26 protein-coding genes and 1 pseudogene are annotated in these 19,932 nt (G+C 55.3%); 2 read left to right on the forward strand and 25 right to left on the reverse strand.

Going from position 1 to position 19,932, the window contains the following annotated elements; all coding sequences use genetic code 11:
- Positions 1–112 precede the first annotated feature (112 nt).
- From rplR to rpsL, 22 genes are all read right to left on the reverse strand, one after another.
- Positions 113–475: a 50S ribosomal protein L18 gene (rplR, locus tag ATO67_RS02300; protein WP_067643688.1), complete on the reverse strand. Its 363-nt coding sequence runs from the start codon at positions 473–475 to the stop codon at positions 113–115.
- A gap of 12 nt (positions 476–487) precedes the next feature.
- A complete protein-coding gene (rplF, locus tag ATO67_RS02305) occupies positions 488–1,021 on the reverse strand; it encodes a 50S ribosomal protein L6 (protein ID WP_067643690.1) in 534 nt (177 codons plus the stop codon).
- A 42-nt stretch (positions 1,022–1,063) separates the two neighbouring features.
- On the reverse strand, positions 1,064–1,462 hold the full coding sequence (gene rpsH / locus ATO67_RS02310) for a 30S ribosomal protein S8 (protein WP_042618522.1): 399 nt from the start codon (positions 1,460–1,462) through the stop codon (positions 1,064–1,066).
- A gap of 12 nt (positions 1,463–1,474) precedes the next feature.
- Positions 1,475–1,780: a 30S ribosomal protein S14 gene (rpsN, locus tag ATO67_RS02315; protein WP_067643693.1), complete on the reverse strand. Its 306-nt coding sequence runs from the start codon at positions 1,778–1,780 to the stop codon at positions 1,475–1,477.
- Positions 1,781–1,813: 33 nt separating this feature from the next.
- Positions 1,814–2,371, reverse strand: a complete 558-nt coding sequence (rplE, locus tag ATO67_RS02320; protein WP_067643696.1) for a 50S ribosomal protein L5 — start codon at positions 2,369–2,371, stop codon at positions 1,814–1,816.
- Complete coding sequence (gene rplX, locus ATO67_RS02325; protein ID WP_045230770.1) at positions 2,364–2,672, reverse strand: 50S ribosomal protein L24; 309 nt, start codon at positions 2,670–2,672, stop codon at positions 2,364–2,366. The genes rplE and rplX overlap by 8 nt, the downstream gene beginning before the upstream one ends.
- A gap of 12 nt (positions 2,673–2,684) precedes the next feature.
- Entirely contained in the window at positions 2,685–3,053 is a 369-nt protein-coding gene (gene rplN / locus ATO67_RS02330; RefSeq protein WP_003495199.1) for a 50S ribosomal protein L14, read from the reverse strand.
- A gap of 226 nt (positions 3,054–3,279) precedes the next feature.
- Complete coding sequence (gene rpsQ / locus ATO67_RS02335) at positions 3,280–3,516, reverse strand: 30S ribosomal protein S17 (RefSeq protein ID WP_067643699.1); 237 nt, start codon at positions 3,514–3,516, stop codon at positions 3,280–3,282.
- Positions 3,517–3,528: 12 nt separating this feature from the next.
- Entirely contained in the window at positions 3,529–3,729 is a 201-nt protein-coding gene (gene rpmC, locus ATO67_RS02340; protein WP_042618527.1) for a 50S ribosomal protein L29, read from the reverse strand.
- Between the two features lie 12 nt (positions 3,730–3,741).
- On the reverse strand, positions 3,742–4,155 hold the full coding sequence (gene rplP, locus ATO67_RS02345; protein ID WP_042618528.1) for a 50S ribosomal protein L16: 414 nt from the start codon (positions 4,153–4,155) through the stop codon (positions 3,742–3,744).
- Positions 4,156–4,193: 38 nt separating this feature from the next.
- Entirely contained in the window at positions 4,194–4,928 is a 735-nt protein-coding gene (rpsC, locus tag ATO67_RS02350; RefSeq protein ID WP_067643703.1) for a 30S ribosomal protein S3, read from the reverse strand.
- Positions 4,928–5,317 carry a 50S ribosomal protein L22 gene (rplV, locus tag ATO67_RS02355; protein ID WP_067643706.1) on the reverse strand — a complete coding sequence of 130 codons (390 nt, stop codon included), beginning with the start codon at positions 5,315–5,317 and terminating at the stop codon, positions 4,928–4,930. The genes rpsC and rplV overlap by 1 nt, the downstream gene beginning before the upstream one ends.
- A 2-nt stretch (positions 5,318–5,319) precedes the next feature.
- On the reverse strand, positions 5,320–5,598 hold the full coding sequence (gene rpsS, locus ATO67_RS02360; protein WP_067643709.1) for a 30S ribosomal protein S19: 279 nt from the start codon (positions 5,596–5,598) through the stop codon (positions 5,320–5,322).
- A 15-nt stretch (positions 5,599–5,613) separates the two neighbouring features.
- Positions 5,614–6,450: a 50S ribosomal protein L2 gene (gene rplB, locus ATO67_RS02365; protein ID WP_067643712.1), complete on the reverse strand. Its 837-nt coding sequence runs from the start codon at positions 6,448–6,450 to the stop codon at positions 5,614–5,616.
- A 45-nt stretch (positions 6,451–6,495) separates the two neighbouring features.
- Positions 6,496–6,789: a 50S ribosomal protein L23 gene (locus tag ATO67_RS02370; RefSeq protein WP_042618531.1), complete on the reverse strand. Its 294-nt coding sequence runs from the start codon at positions 6,787–6,789 to the stop codon at positions 6,496–6,498.
- On the reverse strand, positions 6,786–7,406 hold the full coding sequence (gene rplD / locus ATO67_RS02375; RefSeq protein ID WP_067643714.1) for a 50S ribosomal protein L4: 621 nt from the start codon (positions 7,404–7,406) through the stop codon (positions 6,786–6,788). The genes ATO67_RS02370 and rplD overlap by 4 nt, the downstream gene beginning before the upstream one ends.
- A 12-nt stretch (positions 7,407–7,418) precedes the next feature.
- The gene (rplC, locus tag ATO67_RS02380) at positions 7,419–8,060 is read right to left on the reverse strand and encodes a 50S ribosomal protein L3 (protein WP_067643717.1); all 642 of its coding nucleotides are present in this window, start codon (positions 8,058–8,060) and stop codon (positions 7,419–7,421) included.
- 170 nt (positions 8,061–8,230) lie between these two features.
- The gene (rpsJ, locus tag ATO67_RS02385; protein WP_045024701.1) at positions 8,231–8,539 is read right to left on the reverse strand and encodes a 30S ribosomal protein S10; all 309 of its coding nucleotides are present in this window, start codon (positions 8,537–8,539) and stop codon (positions 8,231–8,233) included.
- Positions 8,540–8,896: 357 nt separating this feature from the next.
- Positions 8,897–10,072 carry an elongation factor Tu gene (gene tuf / locus ATO67_RS02390; protein ID WP_067643720.1) on the reverse strand — a complete coding sequence of 392 codons (1,176 nt, stop codon included), beginning with the start codon at positions 10,070–10,072 and terminating at the stop codon, positions 8,897–8,899.
- 66 nt (positions 10,073–10,138) lie between these two features.
- Positions 10,139–12,238: an elongation factor G gene (fusA, locus tag ATO67_RS02395; RefSeq protein WP_067643723.1), complete on the reverse strand. Its 2,100-nt coding sequence runs from the start codon at positions 12,236–12,238 to the stop codon at positions 10,139–10,141.
- Positions 12,239–12,265: 27 nt separating this feature from the next.
- On the reverse strand, positions 12,266–12,736 hold the full coding sequence (gene rpsG / locus ATO67_RS02400; protein ID WP_067643726.1) for a 30S ribosomal protein S7: 471 nt from the start codon (positions 12,734–12,736) through the stop codon (positions 12,266–12,268).
- Between the two features lie 78 nt (positions 12,737–12,814).
- Positions 12,815–13,186: a 30S ribosomal protein S12 gene (gene rpsL, locus ATO67_RS02405; protein ID WP_042618537.1), complete on the reverse strand. Its 372-nt coding sequence runs from the start codon at positions 13,184–13,186 to the stop codon at positions 12,815–12,817.
- Between the two features lie 497 nt (positions 13,187–13,683).
- On the opposite strand from rpsL, the gene ATO67_RS02410 reads away from it, so the two are divergent.
- A complete protein-coding gene (locus ATO67_RS02410) occupies positions 13,684–13,977 on the forward strand; it encodes a transcriptional regulator (RefSeq protein WP_067643729.1) in 294 nt (97 codons plus the stop codon).
- A gap of 34 nt (positions 13,978–14,011) precedes the next feature.
- Here the strand turns inward: ATO67_RS02410 and ATO67_RS02415 are convergent, their stop codons facing one another.
- Both ATO67_RS02415 and ATO67_RS02420 read right to left on the reverse strand, forming a co-directional pair.
- Positions 14,012–14,335 (reverse strand): type II toxin-antitoxin system PemK/MazF family toxin, encoded by a 324-nt coding sequence (locus ATO67_RS02415; RefSeq protein WP_067643733.1) that lies wholly within the window; start codon positions 14,333–14,335, stop codon positions 14,012–14,014.
- On the reverse strand, positions 14,332–14,556 hold the full coding sequence (locus ATO67_RS02420; protein WP_067643736.1) for an antitoxin MazE family protein: 225 nt from the start codon (positions 14,554–14,556) through the stop codon (positions 14,332–14,334). The genes ATO67_RS02415 and ATO67_RS02420 overlap by 4 nt, the downstream gene beginning before the upstream one ends.
- Before the next feature lie 233 nt (positions 14,557–14,789).
- On the opposite strand from ATO67_RS02420, the pseudogene ATO67_RS02425 reads away from it, so the two are divergent.
- A pseudogene (locus ATO67_RS02425) lies at positions 14,790–15,421 on the forward strand (CatB-related O-acetyltransferase).
- Positions 15,422–15,596: 175 nt separating this feature from the next.
- On the opposite strand, the gene rpoC reads toward ATO67_RS02425, so the two are convergent.
- Positions 15,597–19,805, reverse strand: coding sequence for a DNA-directed RNA polymerase subunit beta' (gene rpoC / locus ATO67_RS02430; protein WP_067643739.1), 4,209 nt, complete (start codon positions 19,803–19,805; stop codon positions 15,597–15,599).
- Between the last annotated feature and the right edge of the window lie 127 nt (positions 19,806–19,932).

The raw sequence follows: 19,932 nt of genomic DNA on the forward strand, positions 1-19,932 counted from the left end.
TCCTTTTTCTTTTGCGGGTGGAACGGCAAACAATAATGGACCACCGGCTTCATTGCTGAAGTCCTGATGATCCGGTGAAATCCGCCCGGAACGTTGCCCGGGCGGAAAAGTCTTAAAAGTTCAGACCGCCTTCGCGGGCAGCTTCAGCCACAGCCTTGATACGGCCGTGGTAAATGAAGGCGCCGCGGTCGAATACGACATCCTTGATACCAGCCTTGCTGGCACGTTCTGCAACGAGCTTGCCAACAGCGGCAGCTGCTGCAACGTCCGCACCCGTCTTCAGCGACGAACGCAGACCAGCATCGAGTGTGGAGGCAGACGCAAGCGTCTTGCCGGCCACGTCATCGATGACCTGAACGTAGATGTTCTTCGACGAGCGATGAACCGACAGGCGCGGGCGACCGTTAGCAACCGCCTTGATCTGGCGGCGCACGCGGTTGGCGCGACGTGCAAGTGCTTCTTTCCTGCTAGCCATTTCGCTTGATCCTTACTTCTTCTTGCCTTCTTTGCGGATGATCCGTTCTTCAGCGTACTTGACGCCTTTGCCCTTGTAGGGCTCGGGACCACGGTATTCGCGGATTTCCGCGGCAACCTGACCGACCTGCTGCTTATTGATGCCGGAAACGATGATTTCAGTCGGCTTCGGAACGGCGATAGTGATGCCGACCGGAGGTTCGTAAACTACATCGTGAGAGAAACCGAGAGCCAATTGCAGGTTCTTGCCCTGCAAGGACGCACGATAACCGACGCCGTTGATTTCGAGCTTGCGCTCGTAGCCGTCCTTGACACCCTTGAAGATGTTCTCGACCATCGTGCGGGACATGCCCCACTTGGAACGAGCTTCCTTGGTGTTGTTGGCTGGCTGTACCGAAACAGCGTTATCTTCCAGCTTGACCTGAATTTCGTCGTTTGCAACGAAGAACAGTTCGCCCTTAGGACCCTTGGCAGTAATCTTCTGGCCGTCGACATTGGCCGTCACACCTGCAGGAACCTGAACGGGCTTTTTACCGATACGAGACATATTTCTATCCTGTCTGTCCGTTAAGGAGATCCCTGCTCAGTCTTAGAAGACCGAGCAAAGAACCTCGCCACCAACGTTCTGTTCACGAGCCTGGTGATCAGCCATCACACCCTTCGGAGTCGAAAGGATTGTGATGCCAAGACCATTCGCAACCTGCGGGATGGACTTCACCGAGACATAAACCCGGCGGCCCGGCTTGGAAACGCGACCGATTTCACGGATCACGGACGCGCCTTCGTAGTACTTCAGCTCGATCGTGAGTTCGGACTTGCCGTTCTCGAAATCAACCTTGGAATAACCGCGAATGTAGCCTTCAGCCTGAAGCACGTCGAGAACGCGTGCACGAAGGCTGGAAGCAGGTGTGTTCACCGAAGACTTGCGACGGGCTGCACCATTGCGGATGCGGGTGAGCATATCACCCAAAGGATCAGTCATTGTCATGTGCCCGTCTCCTTACCAGCTCGACTTGACAATACCCGGCACCTTGCCGGAATTGCCCAACTCACGAAGCGCAATACGCGACATTCCGAGTTTGCGGTAGAACGCGCGCGGACGGCCCGTTACTTCGCAGCGGTTGCGGACACGCGTCTTCGAGCCGTCACGCGGCAGCGAAGCGAGCTTCAGAGTTGCCTGGAACCGCTCTTCGATCGGAAGGGACTGGTTCATAACGACTGCCTTAAGGGCGGCACGCTTGCCGGCCTGCGAGGCAACCGTCTTGCGGCGGCGCTTGTTCTTTTCAACTGCGCTTGTTTTCGCCATATCGTAGTTCCTTTTCTACGCTCGTCGTTACGGTTATTGACGGAACGGGAAGTTGAACTCTGTCAAAAGAGCCCGAGCTTCGTCGTCCGAAGTCGCCGTCGTGCAAACGATGATGTCCATGCCCCACATCTGATCAACCTTGTCGTAGTTGATTTCTGGGAACACAATGTGTTCCTTGATGCCCATGGCGAAGTTGCCACGGCCGTCAAAGCTCTTCGGGTTCAACCCGCGAAAGTCGCGAACGCGCGGAAGCGCGATGTTGATCAGACGGTCAAGGAATTCGTACATGCGTGCGCCACGAAGAGTAACCTTCGCGCCGATTGGCATGTGTTCGCGAACCTTGAAGCCCGCGATAGAATTGCGAGCCTTGGTGATGACTGGCTTCTGACCGGCGATAGCAGCCAGATCGCCAGCGGCGACTGTTGGCTTCTTCGAATCGGCAGTAGCTTCGCCAACACCCATGTTGATGACGATCTTATCCAGCTTGGGGATCATCATTACGTTTGAGTAGGAGAACTTCTCCTGCATTGCGCCGCGAATACGGGAAACGTATTCAACCTTGAGACGCGGCTCGTACTTGGACTCAGCCATCGATCACTTCTCCCGAACGCTTGGCAACGCGGACTTTCTTGCCGTCTACAACCTGGAAACCAACGCGAGTTGGCTTGCCATCTTTATCAGCGATAGCGAGGTTGGAGATGTGCAAGGAAGCTTCCTTGTTGATGATGCCGGCTTCCTGGCCCTGGGTCTGGCGCTGGTGACGTTTCACCATGTTTACGCCACTCACAAAAGCCCGGTCTTCTTTCGGCAAGACCTGTGTTACTTCGCCGGTACGGCCCTTGTCCTTACCGGTCAATACGACAACCTTGTCGCCTTTACGAATTTTCTGCATCGCTATCGCTCCTTACAGTACTTCTGGAGCCAGCGAGATGATCTTCATATGGTTCTTGGCGCGAAGTTCGCGCGGAACCGGTCCGAAGATACGGGTGCCGATCGGCTCTTTCTTGTTATCGATAAGAACAGCTGCGTTGTTATCGAAACGGATGACGCTGCCATCAGCGCGGCGGATGTCCTTAGCGGTACGCACAACAACCGCCTTCATCACGTCGCCCTTTTTAACGCGGCCGCGCGGAATTGCTTCCTTGATCGAAACGACAATAATGTCGCCAACGGAAGCATACTTACGCTTCGAGCCGCCCAGCACCTTGATGCACATGACACGACGTGCGCCGGAATTATCCGCCACGTCGAGGTTTGTTTGCATCTGAATCATGTCAGGTCGCCTTCTTGTTGTTACCGGACCGGTTGGGCAAAAACGGCCCCCTGTTCCAGCTTATGAAATGTCTCTGTTTTCGCGCGGAATAAACGTGACAGGGTGGTTTCCTAACGGACCTTCCGTGCGCATCAAAGCAAAAGAACGCCCGTGAACGAGCGTCCTTGCGCTGCTTCATACAGACTTTCGCGCATATAGCAAGGCGCCGCGCGAATTTCTGTCGAAATTAAGCCTGGGCGGAGATAACCGTCCAGCGCTTGTCCTTGGAGATAGGCGCGCATTCCTCGATGGAAACGGTATCGCCGATCTTGTATTGATTGTTTTCGTCGTGCGCCTTGTATTTTTTCGAGCGACGAACGGTCTTCTGAAGAAGCGGGTGAGCGAATCGACGCTCAACACGAACTACGACAGTCTTCTCGTTCTTGTCGGACACAACGACGCCCTGCAGAATGCGTTTAGGCATATTATTCTTCCTTTAGGCCTTGGCTTCTGCCGCCTTCTGGCGGGCAATGGTTTTCACGCGGGCGATGTCCTTGCGGACTTCGTCGATGCGCGAGGACTTTTCCAGCTGGCCGGTTGCCTTCTGAAAGCGCAGGTTGAACTGCTCCTTCTTCAGGTCGGCAAGCTTGTCCTTGAGCTGATCGGCGCTGAGGCCGCGAACGTCTTCGGCTTTCATGGTGCCTGCTCCTTACTCTGCGATGCGCTGAACGAAGCGCGTCTTAACCGAGAGCTTGGCAGCGCCGAGACGAAGCGCCTCGCGGGCGATCTCCTCGGAAACACCGTCGATCTCGAACATCATACGACCGGGCTTGACCTTGCATGCCCAGTATTCAACAGAACCCTTGCCCTTACCCATACGAACTTCGGTCGGCTTCGCCGTAACCGGAGTGTCTGGGAATACGCGGATCCACACACGACCAGCGCGCTTCATGTAACGCGTGATCGCGCGGCGGGCCGCCTCGATCTCGCGCGCGTTAACGCGGTTCGGTTCCTGCGACTTCAAGCCGAATTCACCGAATGCCAGGTCAAAGCCGCCCTTGGCCACACCCTTGATGCGACCCTTAAACTGCTTACGGTACTTAGTACGCTTTGGCTGCAACATTTTCTAACTTCTCCGAGCTTATCTTTCGCCAGCGTCAATCAAGCGTTTTCGCGGCGACGGTCGCCACGATCACCGCGCTGCTCACGGCTTGCAGGGCCCTGTGCATCGCCTTCTAGACCACGACGTTCAGAAGCCATCGGATCGTGCTCAAGGATTTCGCCCTTGAAGATCCAGACCTTGATGCCGCAAATACCGAACGCCGTTGTAGCTTCTGCTACACCGTAGTCGATGTCTGCACGCAGCGTGTGCAAAGGAACGCGACCTTCGCGGTACCATTCGGTACGAGCGATTTCAGCGCCGCCAAGACGACCACCGCAAGTGATCTTGATGCCTTCGGCACCCAGACGCAGTGCGGACTGAACAGCGCGCTTCATGGCGCGGCGGAAAGCCACACGACGTTCGAGCTGCTGAGCAATCGACTGTGCAACGAGTGTTGCGTCGATTTCCGGCTTGCGCACTTCAACGATGTTGAGGTGCGTTTCAGAAGCAGTCATCTCGGAAATCTTCTTGCGAAGCTTTTCGATGTCTGCACCCTTTTTGCCGATGATCAGACCCGGACGAGCCGAGTGGATGGTCACGCGGCACTTCTTGTGCGGACGTTCGATGACAACCTTGGCGATACCAGCCTGCTTCAATTCCTTGATCAGGTAAGCACGGATTTTCAGGTCTTCGTGCAGAAGCTTGCCGTATTCGGCAGTGTCTGCATACCAGCGGCTATCCCAAGTGCGGTTGATACCGAGGCGGAAGCCGATTGGATTGATTTTCTGACCCATTATGCGGCCTCCCCTTTTTCTTCCACTTCACGAACGACGATCGTGAGGTGAGAGAACGGCTTTTCGATGCGCGATGCACGACCACGGCCACGAGCGTGGAAACGCTTCATGGTGATGGACTTGCCAACATAGGCCTCGGCGACGACGAGAGCGTCGACGTCGAGATCATGGTTGTTTTCCGCGTTTGCAATTGCCGATTCCAGCGTCTTCTTGACGGTGGCAGCAATACGCTTGCGGGAAAATTCGAGCTCGGCGAGAGCGCGATCGACCTTTTTACCACGGATAAGAGCGGCAACTAGGTTAAGTTTCTGGGGGCTGACGCGAAGCGTACGGGCAATGGCCTGAGCCTCATTGTCCTTCAGCCGGCGTTCGGTCTTAGCCTTCGCCATGATTACTTCCTCTTTGCCTTCTTGTCCGCACCATGACCGTAATAGGTCCGGGTCGGAGAGAATTCACCGAACTTGTGACCGACCATGTCTTCGTTGACAGAGACGGGTACATGCTTGCTGCCGTTGTAGACGCCGAATGTCAGACCAACGAACTGAGGCAGGATCGTGGAGCGACGGCTCCAGATCTTGATCACTTCACTGCGTCCGCCTTCGCGTACCTTCTCAGCCTTAGTGAGAAGATAACCGTCAACAAACGGACCTTTCCATACTGAACGAGCCATTTGAGAGTTCCTCTCTTACTTCTTGCGCTGATGGCGCGAACGCATGATGAACTTGTCGGTCGACTTGTTGGAGCGAGTCCGCTTGCCCTTTGTGGGTTTACCCCACGGAGTCACCGGATGGCGACCACCAGACGTACGACCTTCACCACCACCATGAGGGTGATCGACAGGGTTCATCACGACACCGCGAACGTGAGGCTTCTTGCCGCGCCAGCGTGAACGACCGGCTTTGCCGTCGTTGATGTTGCCATGATCGGCATTCGAGACAGCACCGATCGATGCAAGGCAAGAACCATGCACCAGACGCTGCTCACCGGAGTTCAAGCGAAGGATCGCCATCCCTGCATCGCGACCAACGAGCTGAACATACGTACCGGCGGAGCGAGCGATTTGACCGCCCTTGCCTGGCTTCATCTCGACGTTGTGGATGATCGATCCGACTGGGATGTACTGAAGAGGCATTGTATTGCCTGGCTTCACGTCCACCTGCTTTTCGGAGGCGATCACCTTGTCACCGGCAGCGAGACGCTGTGGCGCGAGAATGTAAGCCTGTTGGCCGTCCGTGTATGTCACGAGCGCGATGAATGCGGTGCGGTTAGGGTCATATTCCAGACGCTCGACCGTACCTTCAACGTCGAACTTACGACGCTTGAAGTCTACCAGACGGTAGGTCCGCTTGTGACCGCCGCCCTGAAAACGAACGGTGATCCGGCCCTGATTGTTACGGCCACCCTTCGAGCTGAGGCCCTCTGTAAGAGCCTTTACCGGCTTGCCCTTGTAGAGCGAAGACCGGTCCACGATAACCAGCTGACGCTGGCTTGGCGTGGTCGGATTGAAACTTTTCAATGCCATTTTATTTGTTCCCTTTTGGGTCTTTGCCCGCTTGGGCCTAACCTTTTAGAGTCCGGTGGACACGTCTATGGATTGACCTTCGGCCAGCGTGATGATGGCTTTTTTGACATCCTTACGCTTACCAGCGAATCCACGGAAACGACGAGTCTTACCCTTGCGGATAAGCGTGTTCACTGCCGTGACCTTGACGCCGAAGAGTGCTTCGACTGCAGCCTTGATTTCAGGCTTCGAAGCGTCTTTGGCGACGTTGAATACGACCTGGTTCTGTTCAGAGACCAGCGTCGACTTTTCCGTGATCGAAGGAGATACGATCACATCGTAGTGGCGAAGATCCGTCATTTGAACCGCTCCTCGAGGGCTTCAACCGCAGCCTTGGAAAGCACGAGCTTGCCGCGACGCAGTATGTCGTAAACATTGATGCCCTGGATCGGCAGAACGTCCACGTTAGGGATGTTCTGAGCTGCGAGCTTGAAGTTGCCATCAAGTTCTGCGCCGCCGATAACGAGAGCGTTGGTCAGGCCAAGCGTTGCGAAGTGGCCAAGCAGTCCCTTTGTCTTTGCATCGGTCGCAACGAGCTGATCGACGATGATCAGTTCTTCGGACTTCATCTTGGCAGACAAAGCGTGACGGAGAGCAAGCGCGCGAACCTTCTTTGGAAGGTCATGAGCGTGGCTACGAACGACTGGGCCGTGGGCCTTGCCGCCGCCGCGGAACTGCGGTGCGCGAGCCGAGTGGTGACGAGCGCGGCCCGTACCCTTCTGCTTGTACATCTTTGCACCCGTGCGGGAAACTTCCGAACGGTTCTTGGATTTGTGCGTTCCCTGCTGCTTCTTGGCGAGCTGGTAACGAACCATGCGTGCCAGGATATCCTGGCGTGGGTCGAGGCCGAAAATTTCGTCCGACAGGGATACCGTGCCGGCGTCTTTTCCCTCGAGGGTTTTGACGTTCAATTCCATGATGAGGCTCCCTTACTTCGCTGCCGACTTAACGGCGTCGCGGACGATGATCCAGGAACCCTTGGAACCGGGAACGGCGCCCTTCACGAGGATCAAACCGCGACCCTCATCGGTCAGAACCACTTCCAGATTCTGGGTGGTGACGCGTGTGTGGCCCATGTGACCAGCCATGCGCTTGCCCTTCCAGACCTTGCCCGGATCCTGGTTCGAACCAGTCGAACCATGGGCACGGTGCGAGACGGAGTTACCGTGCGATGCGCGGCCACCACCGAAGTTGTGGCGCTTCATCGAACCGGCAAAACCTTTACCGATCGTTGTGCCGGTAACGTCTACCAGCTGGCCTGTCTGGAAATGATCTGCGGTCAGTGTTGCACCGACGTCGATGAGGTTCTCGGGAGAAACCCGGAACTCAACGAGCTTTGCTTTCGGCTCGACGCTGGCAGCGGCAAAGTGACCGCGGAGTGCCTTTGTCGTATTCTTGACCTTGGACTGGCCTGCACCGAGCTGAACTGCGGTGTAGCCATTCTTGTCTTCTGTGCGCTGGGAAACAACTTGCACGTTGTCCATACGCAGTACCGTTACTGGGATATGCTCACCGGCGTCGTTATAGACCCGGGTCATACCCACTTTCTGTGCAATCACACCTGAACGCATTGGTTCAATCCTCTTGCGAGCCTTGAAGGGAAAACCCTCTGTGGCCTTTGTTAAGGAGTTCCCTTCGACATCTCACGACGTTTCCGGTCTCCGGATTGGAAGACGTTGGATTGCTCCACGTACCTTCCTTGTTATATCGGCCCTTACTTTCGCAAGGTCAGGCCGAGGTCTTAGAGCTTGATTTCCACGTCAACGCCTGCAGCGAGGTCGAGCTTCATCAAAGCATCGACAGTCTGCGGAGTCGGGTTAACGATATCGAGAAGACGCTTGTGCGTCCGCATTTCGAACTGCTCACGGCTCTTCTTGTCAACGTGAGGAGAGCGGTTAACGGTAAACTTTTCGATGCGGGTAGGCAATGGAACCGGGCCGCGAACGCTGGCGCCGGTGCGCTTGGCGGTCGACACGATTTCACGGGTAGAGGCATCGAGGATCCGGTGATCAAACGCCTTGAGGCGGATACGGATATTCTGGCCGTTCATTCGTCTTGTCCTTGTTCTTTGTCTTTGGATTTCCGCACGCGGAAATACATGAACCTGTTGATCGTGGCGCCGCAGATTTTCAAAAATCAAGAGGAGCGCGAAGGGCACTCCAATCATTTCGTTAGTCTGTAATGTCGAAAACACCGGGCTCCGCGACTTATTGCGAATCCAACTGGTGAGTGTGAGTGCGCGTTTACGCGCTTTCACCGAAATTTTCAAGCCTTAAAAATGCAACGCCATGACGCTTTTTATAAAACGTCCGATGGCGGTGCTTTTCACACCGCCATCGTCCACTATCCAACCGCCGGACCAAAGCCCGGCGCTATTGCCGCGATGCCACCAGCACCGCCTGCCCTATTACTCTACGATCGAAGCGACGATGCCGGCACCGACGGTACGGCCGCCTTCGCGGATCGCGAAGCGCAGCTTTTCTTCCATCGCGATTGGAACGATCAGTTCGACTTCAACGGTCACGTTGTCGCCTGGCATAACCATTTCCGTGCCTTCTGGAAGCGAAACGATACCGGTCACGTCAGTCGTACGGAAGTAGAACTGTGGACGGTAGTTCGTGAAGAACGGCGTATGACGACCGCCTTCTTCCTTCGTCAGAATGTAGGCTTCTGCGATGAACTTCTTGTGCGGCTTGACAGAGCCCGGCTTGCAAAGGATCTGACCACGCTCAACGCCATCGCGCTGCACGCCACGGATCAGCGCGCCAACGTTATCGCCAGCCTGGCCCTGATCGAGCAGCTTGCGGAACATTTCAACGCCGGTAACAGTCGTCTTGGTCGTGGCGCGGATGCCGACGATTTCAACTTCTTCACCAACCTTGACGATACCGCGCTCAACGCGACCCGTCACAACCGTACCACGACCAGAGATCGAGAACACGTCTTCGATCGGCAGCAGGAACGGCAGGTTGATCGGACGCTCTGGCGTCGGGATGTAGGCGTCAACCTGAGCCATCAGCTCGCGGATGGCGTCTTCGCCGATCTTCTTGTCAGAATCTTCAAGAGCAGCAAGAGCCGAACCCTTGACGATTGGAATATCGTCGCCCGGGAAGTCGTAGGACGACAGAAGTTCGCGAACTTCCAGTTCTACCAGTTCCAGCAGCTCTTCGTCGTCAACCTGGTCAACCTTGTTGAGGAACACGACGATCGCAGGAACGCCAACCTGACGAGCCAGCAGGATGTGCTCGCGGGTCTGTGGCATCGGGCCGTCGGCGGCCGAGCAAACCAGGATCGCGCCGTCCATCTGGGCAGCACCGGTGATCATGTTCTTCACGTAGTCGGCGTGGCCGGGGCAATCAACGTGCGCGTAGTGACGAGCAGGCGTCTCATATTCAACGTGTGCCGTCGAAATCGTGATACCGCGTGCCTTTTCTTCCGGTGCAGCGTCGATCTGGTCGTACGCCTTGAACTCGCCGAAGTACTTCGTGATCGCAGCAGTCAACGACGTCTTGCCGTGGTCAACGTGACCGATCGTGCCAATGTTGACGTGCGGCTTGTTGCGCTCAAACTTGCTCTTTGCCATTCGTGGCTCTCCATTCCTGTCCCGTAAAGGGAATAAACTCTAAATTTCGTTTGGGGCGTACCCCGATCACTTCTGACCGGAGTACTTTGCCTGGATTTCCTGAGCAACGTTGCTTGGAACCGGCGAATAGTGATCGAAGGTCATCGAATACTGTGCGCGGCCCTGAGACATGGAGCGCAGGTTATCGACGTACTTGAACATGTTGGCCAGCGGAACGTGCGCGTTGATAACAACGGCAATACCACGGCTTTCCTGACCCTGGATCTGACCGCGACGCGAGTTCAGATCGCCGATCACGTCACCGACGTAATCTTCAGGGGTTACAACTTCAACCTTCATCATCGGCTCGAGAAGCTGTGCACCAGCCTTCTTCGCTGCTTCGCGGAAGCAGGCACGCGATGCAATTTCGAACGCCAGAACCGAGGAGTCAACGTCGTGATATGCGCCGTCGATCAGGGTTGCCTTGACGCCGAGCATCGGGAAGCCGGCCAGAGGACCGGAAGACAGAACGCTTTCGATACCCTTCTGAACGCCCGGGATGTATTCCTTAGGAACAGCACCGCCGACGATCTTGGATTCGAACTTGAAGTCTTCGCCTTCTGGGTTCGGTTCGAAGACGATCTTGACACGAGCGAACTGACCGGTACCACCGGACTGCTTCTTGTGTGTGTAATCTTCTTCGTGCTGACGTGTGATCGTTTCGCGGTAGGCAACCTGCGGAGCACCGACGGTAGCTTCAACCTTGAACTCGCGACGCATACGGTCAACGAGAATGTCGAGGTGAAGTTCGCCCATGCCAGCGATGATCGTCTGACCGGATTCTTCATCCGTCTTGACGCGGAACGAGGGATCTTCAGCTGCCAGACGGTTGAGCGCGAGGCCCATCTTTTCCTGGTCGCCCTTGGTCTTCGGTTCGATCGCGATCTGGATAACAGGCTCAGGGAATTCCATGCGCTCGAGGATAACCGGCTTCAGAGGATCGCAAAGCGTATCACCTGTTGTGGTTTCCTTGAGGCCGGCCAGAGCAACGATGTCGCCGGAGAAGGCTTCTTCGATGTCTTCGCGGGAGTTGGAATGCATCTGAAGCATACGACCGACGCGCTCGCGCTTGTCCTTGACCGTGTTCAGAACCGATGTGCCCTTTTCGAGCTTGCCGGAGTAGATGCGTGCGAAAGTGAGCGAACCAACGAATGGGTCGTTCATGATCTTGAACGCAAGCATGGAAAGCGGCTCGCTGTCGTCGGGGTGACGCTCGATTTCAGCTTCGGTCTTGAAGTCGATGCCCTTGATCGCAGGAATGTCCAGCGGCGAAGGCAGGTAATCGCAAACGGCGTCGAGAAGTGGCTGAACGCCCTTGTTCTTGAACGCAGTACCGCAGAACATCGGGTGGAACTTCACGTCGATGGTACCGCGGCGAACGAGTTCACGAATCTTCTCGTTGTCAGGCATTTCGCCGTTCAGGTAAGCTTCCATTGCTTCTTCATCGATATCGACGACCTGTTCGATCATCTTTTCACGATATTCAGCAGCCTTTTCCTTCATGTCGTCAGGAATTTCAACGACATCCCACTGGGCGCCGAGAGATTCATCACGCCAGATCAGAGCGTTCATTTCGATCAGATCGATAACGCCCTTGAATTCTGTTTCCGCACCGATCGGGAGCTGCATGACAACAGCGATGGCGCCGAGACGGGTCTTGATCATCTCTACCGAGCGGTAGAAGTCCGCGCCGGTCTTGTCCATCTTGTTGCAGAAGATCATGCGTGGAACATTGTACTTCTCAGCCTGACGCCAGACAGTTTCCGTCTGCGGCTCTACACCGGCGTTGGCGTCGAGAAGAGCGATCGCACCGTCGAGCACGCGCAGCGAACGTTCTACTTCAATCGTGAAGTCAACGTGGCCGGGGGTGTCGATGATGTTGAAACGACGCATCTTGCCATCGCGACCCTTCCAGAAGGTCGTCGTAGCAGCGGAGGTGATGGTGATACCACGCTCCTGCTCCTGCTCCATCCAGTCCATCGTGGCTGCGCCATCGTGAACTTCACCGATCTTGTGCGACTTGCCGGTGTAATAAAGAATACGCTCGGTTGTTGTCGTCTTACCGGCGTCGATATGCGCCATGATACCGAAATTGCGGTAGTCTTCGATTTTATATTCGCGAGCCATAACGGACTGCCTTTCGGATCGGTTAGATTACCAGCGGTAATGCGAGAATGCGCGGTTGGCGTCGGCCATCTTGTGCGTGTCTTCGCGCTTCTTGACTGCGGAGCCACGGTTGTTCGCTGCATCCATGAGTTCGCCGGAAAGGCGATCGACCATGGTTGTTTCGTTGCGCTTGCGCGCAGCAGCGATCAGCCAGCGGATCGCGAGAGCCTGACGGCGCTCTGGGCGAACATCGACCGGAACCTGGTAGGTTGCACCACCAACGCGGCGCGAACGCACTTCAACGTGCGGAGCAACGTTGTCGAGGGCCGAATGGAAGATGCCGAGTGGCTCTGCCTTTGCCTTACCCTGAACGACGTCGAACGCGCCGTATACGATGCTTTCTGCGACCGACTTCTTGCCGTGAAGCATGATGGCGTTCATGAACTTGGTAACGATCAGATCGCCGAACTTCGGGTCCGGATTGATCTCACGCTTTTCTGCACTATGGCGACGGGACATACTATTTGTCTCTCAATTGTTAGGGACGCTTTACCACGCGGAGAACCTCGCGCAGCGCCTGAATTTGTTTAGACCGAATTACTTCGGACGCTTCGCGCCATACTTGGAGCGGCGCTGCTTGCGGTTCTTGACGCCCTGGGTATCGAGAACACCACGGATGACGTGGTAACGAACGCCCGGCAAGTCCTTTACGCGACCGCCACGGATCATGACAACGGAGTGTTCCTGAAGGTTGTGACCTTCGCCAGGAATGTAGCCGATGACTTCAAAGCCGTTGGTCAGGCGAATCTTGGCAACCTTACGAAGAGCCGAGTTAGGCTTCTTAGGGGTCGTTGTGTAAACGCGTGTGCAAACGCCGCGCTTCTGTGGGTTTTCCTGAAGAGCAGGAACCTTATTTCGCTTTACCTGCGCCTGGCGTGGCTTACGGATCAGCTGGTTTACGGTAGGCATATAACCATCCCTTGCAAAAACTACTTTAGCCACCCTCACGGATGGCGGTTATACCGTTTCCGGCAACGACGCACGCATGGTTTCATGCATAAATCGTGGCCCGATCCGGTTTCCACGGATGGACCACCAAGAGCAGAGGACGTAAATCCTACGTCTTGCATGCAACAATCGTGTCTCGTACGTGTTTTTGGACCCTTGTTTGAGGCGATCTCCAGAACGAGTCGTTCCAGACAGCCAAACCTCACATTGGTTCCGATGGCGGGCGTACTACTGTTTTACCCCGCTTTCGTCAAGGGTGATTCAGTATTTAGTACCCGCGCGGCCTCCTCCAGCCGCCTTGGCATCGATGAATTACAGGGCGTTTTAACATAATGGCCCTCCCCTTGCACGCTTTTACCAATCGGGCCTTTGGCTTTTCATAAAAGCCGTCTATTGATTCCCAAAAGGCGGGAGTTTGCTCGCCGCCATACAATAATAACCAGAAAAGGAATCGCGTCATGATCACAGAACCAGACAACGACAACGGACGCGACGATCCCATGGTCTTCATCGTCATCGGCAAAGCCTATGAACGTGAAGGCGACGAAGGCATCGACATCCACATCATCCTACGCGCGCCAGACGACGACACCGCCGTTCGCGAAGCCCTTAACGCTCTCTCCGAAGAAGGCTTCCTCGAAGCCGACCTCGACCAGATCGGCATGCTGAATGATGTTCCCGACGAGGAGCCGCATGCGTCGGCCTATCAGGGTGCACTTGAGGGTGAAGTGGCGATTATCAAGTTTGCTTGAAATGAGAATGAGCGCGCTGCTACTGCTGGCGCGCTCAGGCAATACCGACAAAGATGGCTAATGATCTCGTGATCGAAAGCATCATGTCGTCGTCAAGGCGACCGAATACTGGCCCTAACTTGTGTCGCAGCACAGTCATAGACTTATCGACCATCACCTGAGACGGTTTGGTCAACCCATTTTGAGGTGATGGCTGAACTGTAAGGCGTATGAACGGCGCTTCAACAAGTGTTCCAGAAAGCAACAACACTGTAACCGTTGCTGTTTCAGAGAAATAGTCTGACTGGATAATCAGAGCGGGCCTTGGCTTTCCGAAATCGCCCGATACGGCAACAGTGACAAGATCACCTCGCCTCACTTAGAAACCTCTTCATCCATGTCAGCCAATGCGTCATCCGCGAATGCGTCGAACTCCGTGTCGAGCGCCTCTGACGCCGAGACCACCTTTGACTGACGGCGGCATTCTTCAGTAAAGCCAGCCCGCCGGGTATCAGGAACCCATATTTGCACGGGGCGCAGACCAGATGCACGCAAGGCGTCACGTCGCTTTTGTACTCTATGATTGACTGAGGTCGCCATAACGCTATCCAATATTTGTTACATGTAACAATATAGGAGTGCTTTCATTATGTAAAGCTTTTCAGTCCTCCCTCCGCGTAGATATCTGACGCAGAATCTTCCCTATCAAAACTATTCATTGGAGCGATACGAGGGACATGATGGATTTCATTGCTAAGAGCCAATAACCTGATCGTAGCGAAGTCAGCAGCAAGCTTTCACCAATGCGCTGGCAGTATATTTGAAAGTTTTCCATGGCCCTTCTTGATGCGAATGCCGTTAATCCCATTACATTACCCGATGGTAGCTTGTATCGGGACACCGTGTATCTGAAGAACGTGATAACCCACCCACGCATGGAAATCGGCGATTTCAGCTATTACACGCATTCTGGACCGCCAGAAGAAACGGCAACTATTCTGGCCCCCTTTCTTGGTCATGGTGTTCGCGAGCGGTTGGTGATCGGCAAGTTTGTTCAGATTGCCAGAGGTAGCTATTTTATAACCAGCTCGGCTAATCATCCGATGACCGGCTTTACAACGTACCCGTTCCGAATCTTCAAACCAGAGACGTTTGGCTATAAAGACCTGCCCGTAAGGACACGGTTGTCGACCACGACGTATGGATTGGCCAAAACGCGGCAATTATGCCGGGAGTCCACATAGGCACTGGCGCAATTATTGCGGCGGCCTCGGTCGTTACCCGTGACGTACCGCCCTATGCAGTTGTTGGAGAAAATCCAGCATCTATTATCCGAATGCGTTATTCCATTGAGGTCGTCAGCGAGCTTCTTTGTATCGCCTGGTGGGACTGGCCCATAGATAAAATCGAAGCCAACTTAACAGCGCTTAGCAACGGCGATATGGCCACACTCAGACTGGCCTGAACGATAAACACACACCCAGACACATTGGCGATGAGCACCACTCAGACTGCTCATCAGCATTTCATTGTTGACCAATCAGCAACACTAACCCTGAACAAAAAAACGCCCGGATCACTCCGGGCGTTTCCATTTAGACCAGACGGAACCTCTTACGAGGCCCCTGCCCTGACCACCGTTATTCGGCAGCTGGAGCCTTGTCTGTCATGTCTTGCAGCATGTGGTTTGCGGAAGACGAGCCGGTGCTCTTCTTGCGCTCTTCGATGATGAGCTCGTCGCGGTTTGTCGCGATGCGGCGGATCTGGGTCATGGTTCCGCCGGTACCGGCCGGGATAAGGCGGCCGACGATGACGTTTTCCTTCAGACCCTGCAACGTGTCGGTCTTGCCGGCGATTGCAGCTTCCGTGAGAACCTTTGTGGTTTCCTGGAACGAAGCAGCCGAGATGAACGAAGGCGTTTGCAGCGATGCCTTGGTGATACCCAGAAGAACCGGGTCGCCGTAGGATGGCTTCTTGCCTTCGTCGATCAGACGATCGTTGTTGTCTTCCATCTCAATGCGATCAACGCTGTCGCCAACGATGTAATGCGAGTCACCTGCATCGGTGATTTCCACCTTCTGCAGCATCTGACGCACGATGACTTCGATGTGCTTGTCGTTGATGACAACGCCCTGCAAGCGGTAGACTTCCTGGATTTCGTTCACGAGGTAGGAAGCCAAAGCTTCTACGCCCCTGATCGCCAGAATGTCGTGCGGTGCCGGGTTACCATCGAGAATGTATTCGCCCTTCTCGATGTAGTCGCCTTCCTGAAGGTGGAAGGGCTTGCCCTTCGGGATCAGGTATTCGACGGGCTCGACGCCATCCTCCGCAGGCTCGATCTGAACGCGACGCTTGTTCTTGTAGTCGCGGCCCAGACGGATCGTACCATCGATTTCGGCGATGATAGCGTGATCCTTCGGACGACGCGCTTCGAAGAGTTCGGCAACACGCGGCAGACCACCGGTGATGTCCTTGGTCTTGGCGCTTTCCAATGGTGAACGTGCAAGCACGTCACCCTGGAAGACCTTCTGACCAGGCTCGACCGAGAGAATAGCGTCAACCGAGAGCTGGAAGCGGGCTTCACCGCCACGAGCAAGCTTCAGCACCGTGCCGGAAGCATCCTTGATGATGATCGTCGGCTTCAGGTCCGAACCACGTGGTGTCGAACGCCAGTCGATAACCTGACGCTTGGTGATACCGGTGGACTCGTCGGTCGCTTCCAGAACGGAAAGACCATCGACCAGATCTTCGAAGTGAACAGTACCTTCCACTTCCGTCATCATTGGACGTGTGTAAGGGTCCCACTCTGCCAGACGCTGGCCGCGCTTGACCTTGTCGCCATCATCAACGAACAGCTTGGAGCCATAGGCTACGCGCTGCGAAGAACGCTCTACGCCACGCTCATCGAGAATGGTGACGGACATGTTACGGCCCATCGCGATGAGAATGTTTTCAGAGTTGCGCAGGCTGTTGCGGTTCTTGATCTGAATCGTACCTTCATACGACGCTTCCAGGAACGATTGGTCGACCACGTTCGCCGTTCCGCCAAGGTGGAACGTACGCATGGTGAGCTGCGTGCCCGGTTCACCGATGGACTGAGCGGCAATAACGCCAACCGCTTCGCCCATGTTGACAGGTGTACCGCGTGCAAGGTCACGACCGTAGCAGACGCCGCAAACACCAACCTGGATTTCGCAGGTCAGAGCAGAGCGAATGCGAACGGACTGGATGCCCGACTTTTCGATCGCAGCAATATCTGCTTCGTCCATCAACGTCCCAGCCTTGACGATGTTTTCGCCCGTGACCGGGTTGTCGATATCATCAAGAGCCGTACGTCCAAGGATACGTGCGCCGAGCGAAGCCACAACCTGACCGGCATCGACGATGGCAGTCATGGTGAGGCCCTTTTCAGTGCCGCAATCCACAGAGTTGACGATGCAATCCTGCGCCACGTCAACGAGACGACGTGTGAGGTAACCGGAGTTCGCCGTCTTCAAGGCCGTGTCTGCAAGACCCTTACGGGCACCGTGCGTCGAGTTGAAGTACTCGTTAACGGTCAGACCTTCCTTAAAGTTGGAAATGATCGGCGTTTCGATGATCTCACCCGATGGCTTGGCCATGAGGCCGCGCATACCACCCAGCTGACGCATCTGGTTCGGAGAACCACGCGCACCGGAGTGGCTCATCATGTAGATGGCGTTCATCGGCTTCTGGCGACCGGTCTCTGGATCGAACTCAACGGCCTTAATGCGGGCCATCATGTCTTCAGCGACCTTTTCGGTTGCCTTGCCCCAAGCGTCTACGACCTTGTTGTACTTTTCGCCCTGAGTGATCAGGCCGTCATTGTACTGCTGTTCGTATTCCTTGACCAAAGTTTCGGTGTCGCCAACGATCTTTACCTTGGTTTCCGGAATGATCATGTCGTCCTTGCCGAACGAGATGCCGGCGCGGCAAGCATGGGTGAAGCCGAGCTGCATGATACGGTCGCAGAAGATGACCGTGTCTTTCTGGCCGCAATGACGGTAGACCGTGTCGATCATCTTGGAGATGTTCTTCTTGGTCATTTCCTGGTTGCAAGTTTCGAAAGGCACGTTGACGTTCTTCGGCAGAAGCTCGCCAATGATCATACGGCCAGGTGTTGTGTCGTAGATCTTGGAAACCAGCTTACCATCAGCATCCATGGTCTTGAAACGGCCGCGAATTTTCGCGTGCAGCGTCACAACCTTGTTTTCCAGCGCATGGTGCAACTCGCCCATGTCGGAGAATGCCATGCCTTGACCTGGCTCGTTCTCGTTCATGATCGACAGATAGTACAGGCCTAGAACCATGTCCTGCGAAGGAACGATGATCGGCTGACCGTTTGCAGGGTGGAGAATGTTGTTGGTCGACATCATCAGCACGCGTGCTTCCAGCTGCGCTTCAAGCGACAGAGGAACGTGAACGGCCATCTGGTCGCCGTCGAAGTCGGCGTTGAAGGCCGTGCAGACGAGCGGATGCAGCTGAATAGCCTTGCCTTCGACCAGCATGGGTTCGAAAGCCTGGATACCCAAGCGGTGAAGTGTCGGCGCGCGGTTCAGGAGAACCGGGTGCTCGCGGATAACCTCGTCGAGGATATCCCAAACTTCCGGCTTTTCCTTTTCAACCAGCTTCTTGGCCTGCTTGACGGTGGAGGAGTAACCCTTTGCGTCAAGGCGGGCATAGATGAACGGCTTGAACAGCTCGAGCGCCATCTTCTTCGGCAGGCCGCACTGGTGCAGTTTCAGCTCAGGACCGGTCACGATAACCGAACGACCGGAATAGTCGACGCGCTTGCCGAGAAGGTTCTGACGGAAGCGGCCCTGCTTGCCCTTGAGCATGTCGGACAGCGACTTCAGCGGACGCTTGTTGGCACCCGTGATGACACGACCGCGACGGCCGTTATCGAACAGCGCATCGACGGATTCCTGCAACATACGCTTTTCGTTGCGGATGATGATGCCAGGCGCACGAAGCTCGATCAGGCGCTTCAAGCGGTTGTTACGGTTGATGACGCGGCGATAGAGATCGTTCAGGTCGGACGTGGCGAAACGGCCACCATCCAGCGGAACCAGCGGACGCAGGTCCGGTGGAATGACTGGAACAACCTTCATGATCATCCACTCGGGACGATTGCCAGATTCCATGAAGTTCTCAACGATCTTGAGACGCTTCATGAACTTCTTCTGCTTCAGATCCGATGTGGTCTCGGCAAGATCGGTGCGCAGGTCGCCAGCGATCTTTTCGAGGTTCATCGAAGCCAGCATTTCGTAGATGGCTTCAGCGCCGATCATCGCAGTGAACTGGTCTTCACCAAATTCATCGACGGCGATCATGTATTCTTCTTCGTTCAGAAGCTGGTTCTGCTTCATCGAAGTCAGACCAGGCTCGGTCACGATGTAGTTTTCGAAGTAGAGAACGCGCTCTACATCTTTCAGCGTCATGTCGAGCAATGTCGAGATACGCGAAGGCAGCGACTTCAGGAACCAGATGTGGGCAACGGGTGCTGCCAGTTCGATATGGCCCATGCGCTCACGGCGAACGCGCGACAACGTCACTTCAACGCCGCACTTTTCGCAGATGATGCCCTTGTACTTCATACGCTTGTACTTGCCGCACAAGCATTCGTAGTCCTTGATCGGTCCAAAAATGCGCGCGCAGAACAGACCATCGCGCTCAGGCTTGAACGTACGATAGTTGATGGTTTCCGGCTTCTTGATCTCGCCGTACGACCACGAAAGAATCTTTTCCGGGCTGGCAATCGAAATCCGGATGGAATCGAAGTGCTGCGCCGGTACCGACGGGTTGAAAAGGTTCATGACCTCTTGGTTCATGCCTGTCTCCTTAGGGGTTTGGCCCCTTGCTTGCATCTGGCACAGTGAGTCCGCATCACCAGCCAATGCCTAAAACATGATTAACCGCAAAATGCGGCGGAAGTTTCTACCCTTGGGTTTGACCCGA

The sequence above is a fragment of the Agrobacterium bohemicum genome (assembly GCF_001562555.1).
Classification (GTDB): Bacteria; Pseudomonadota; Alphaproteobacteria; order Rhizobiales; family Rhizobiaceae; genus Agrobacterium; species Agrobacterium bohemicum.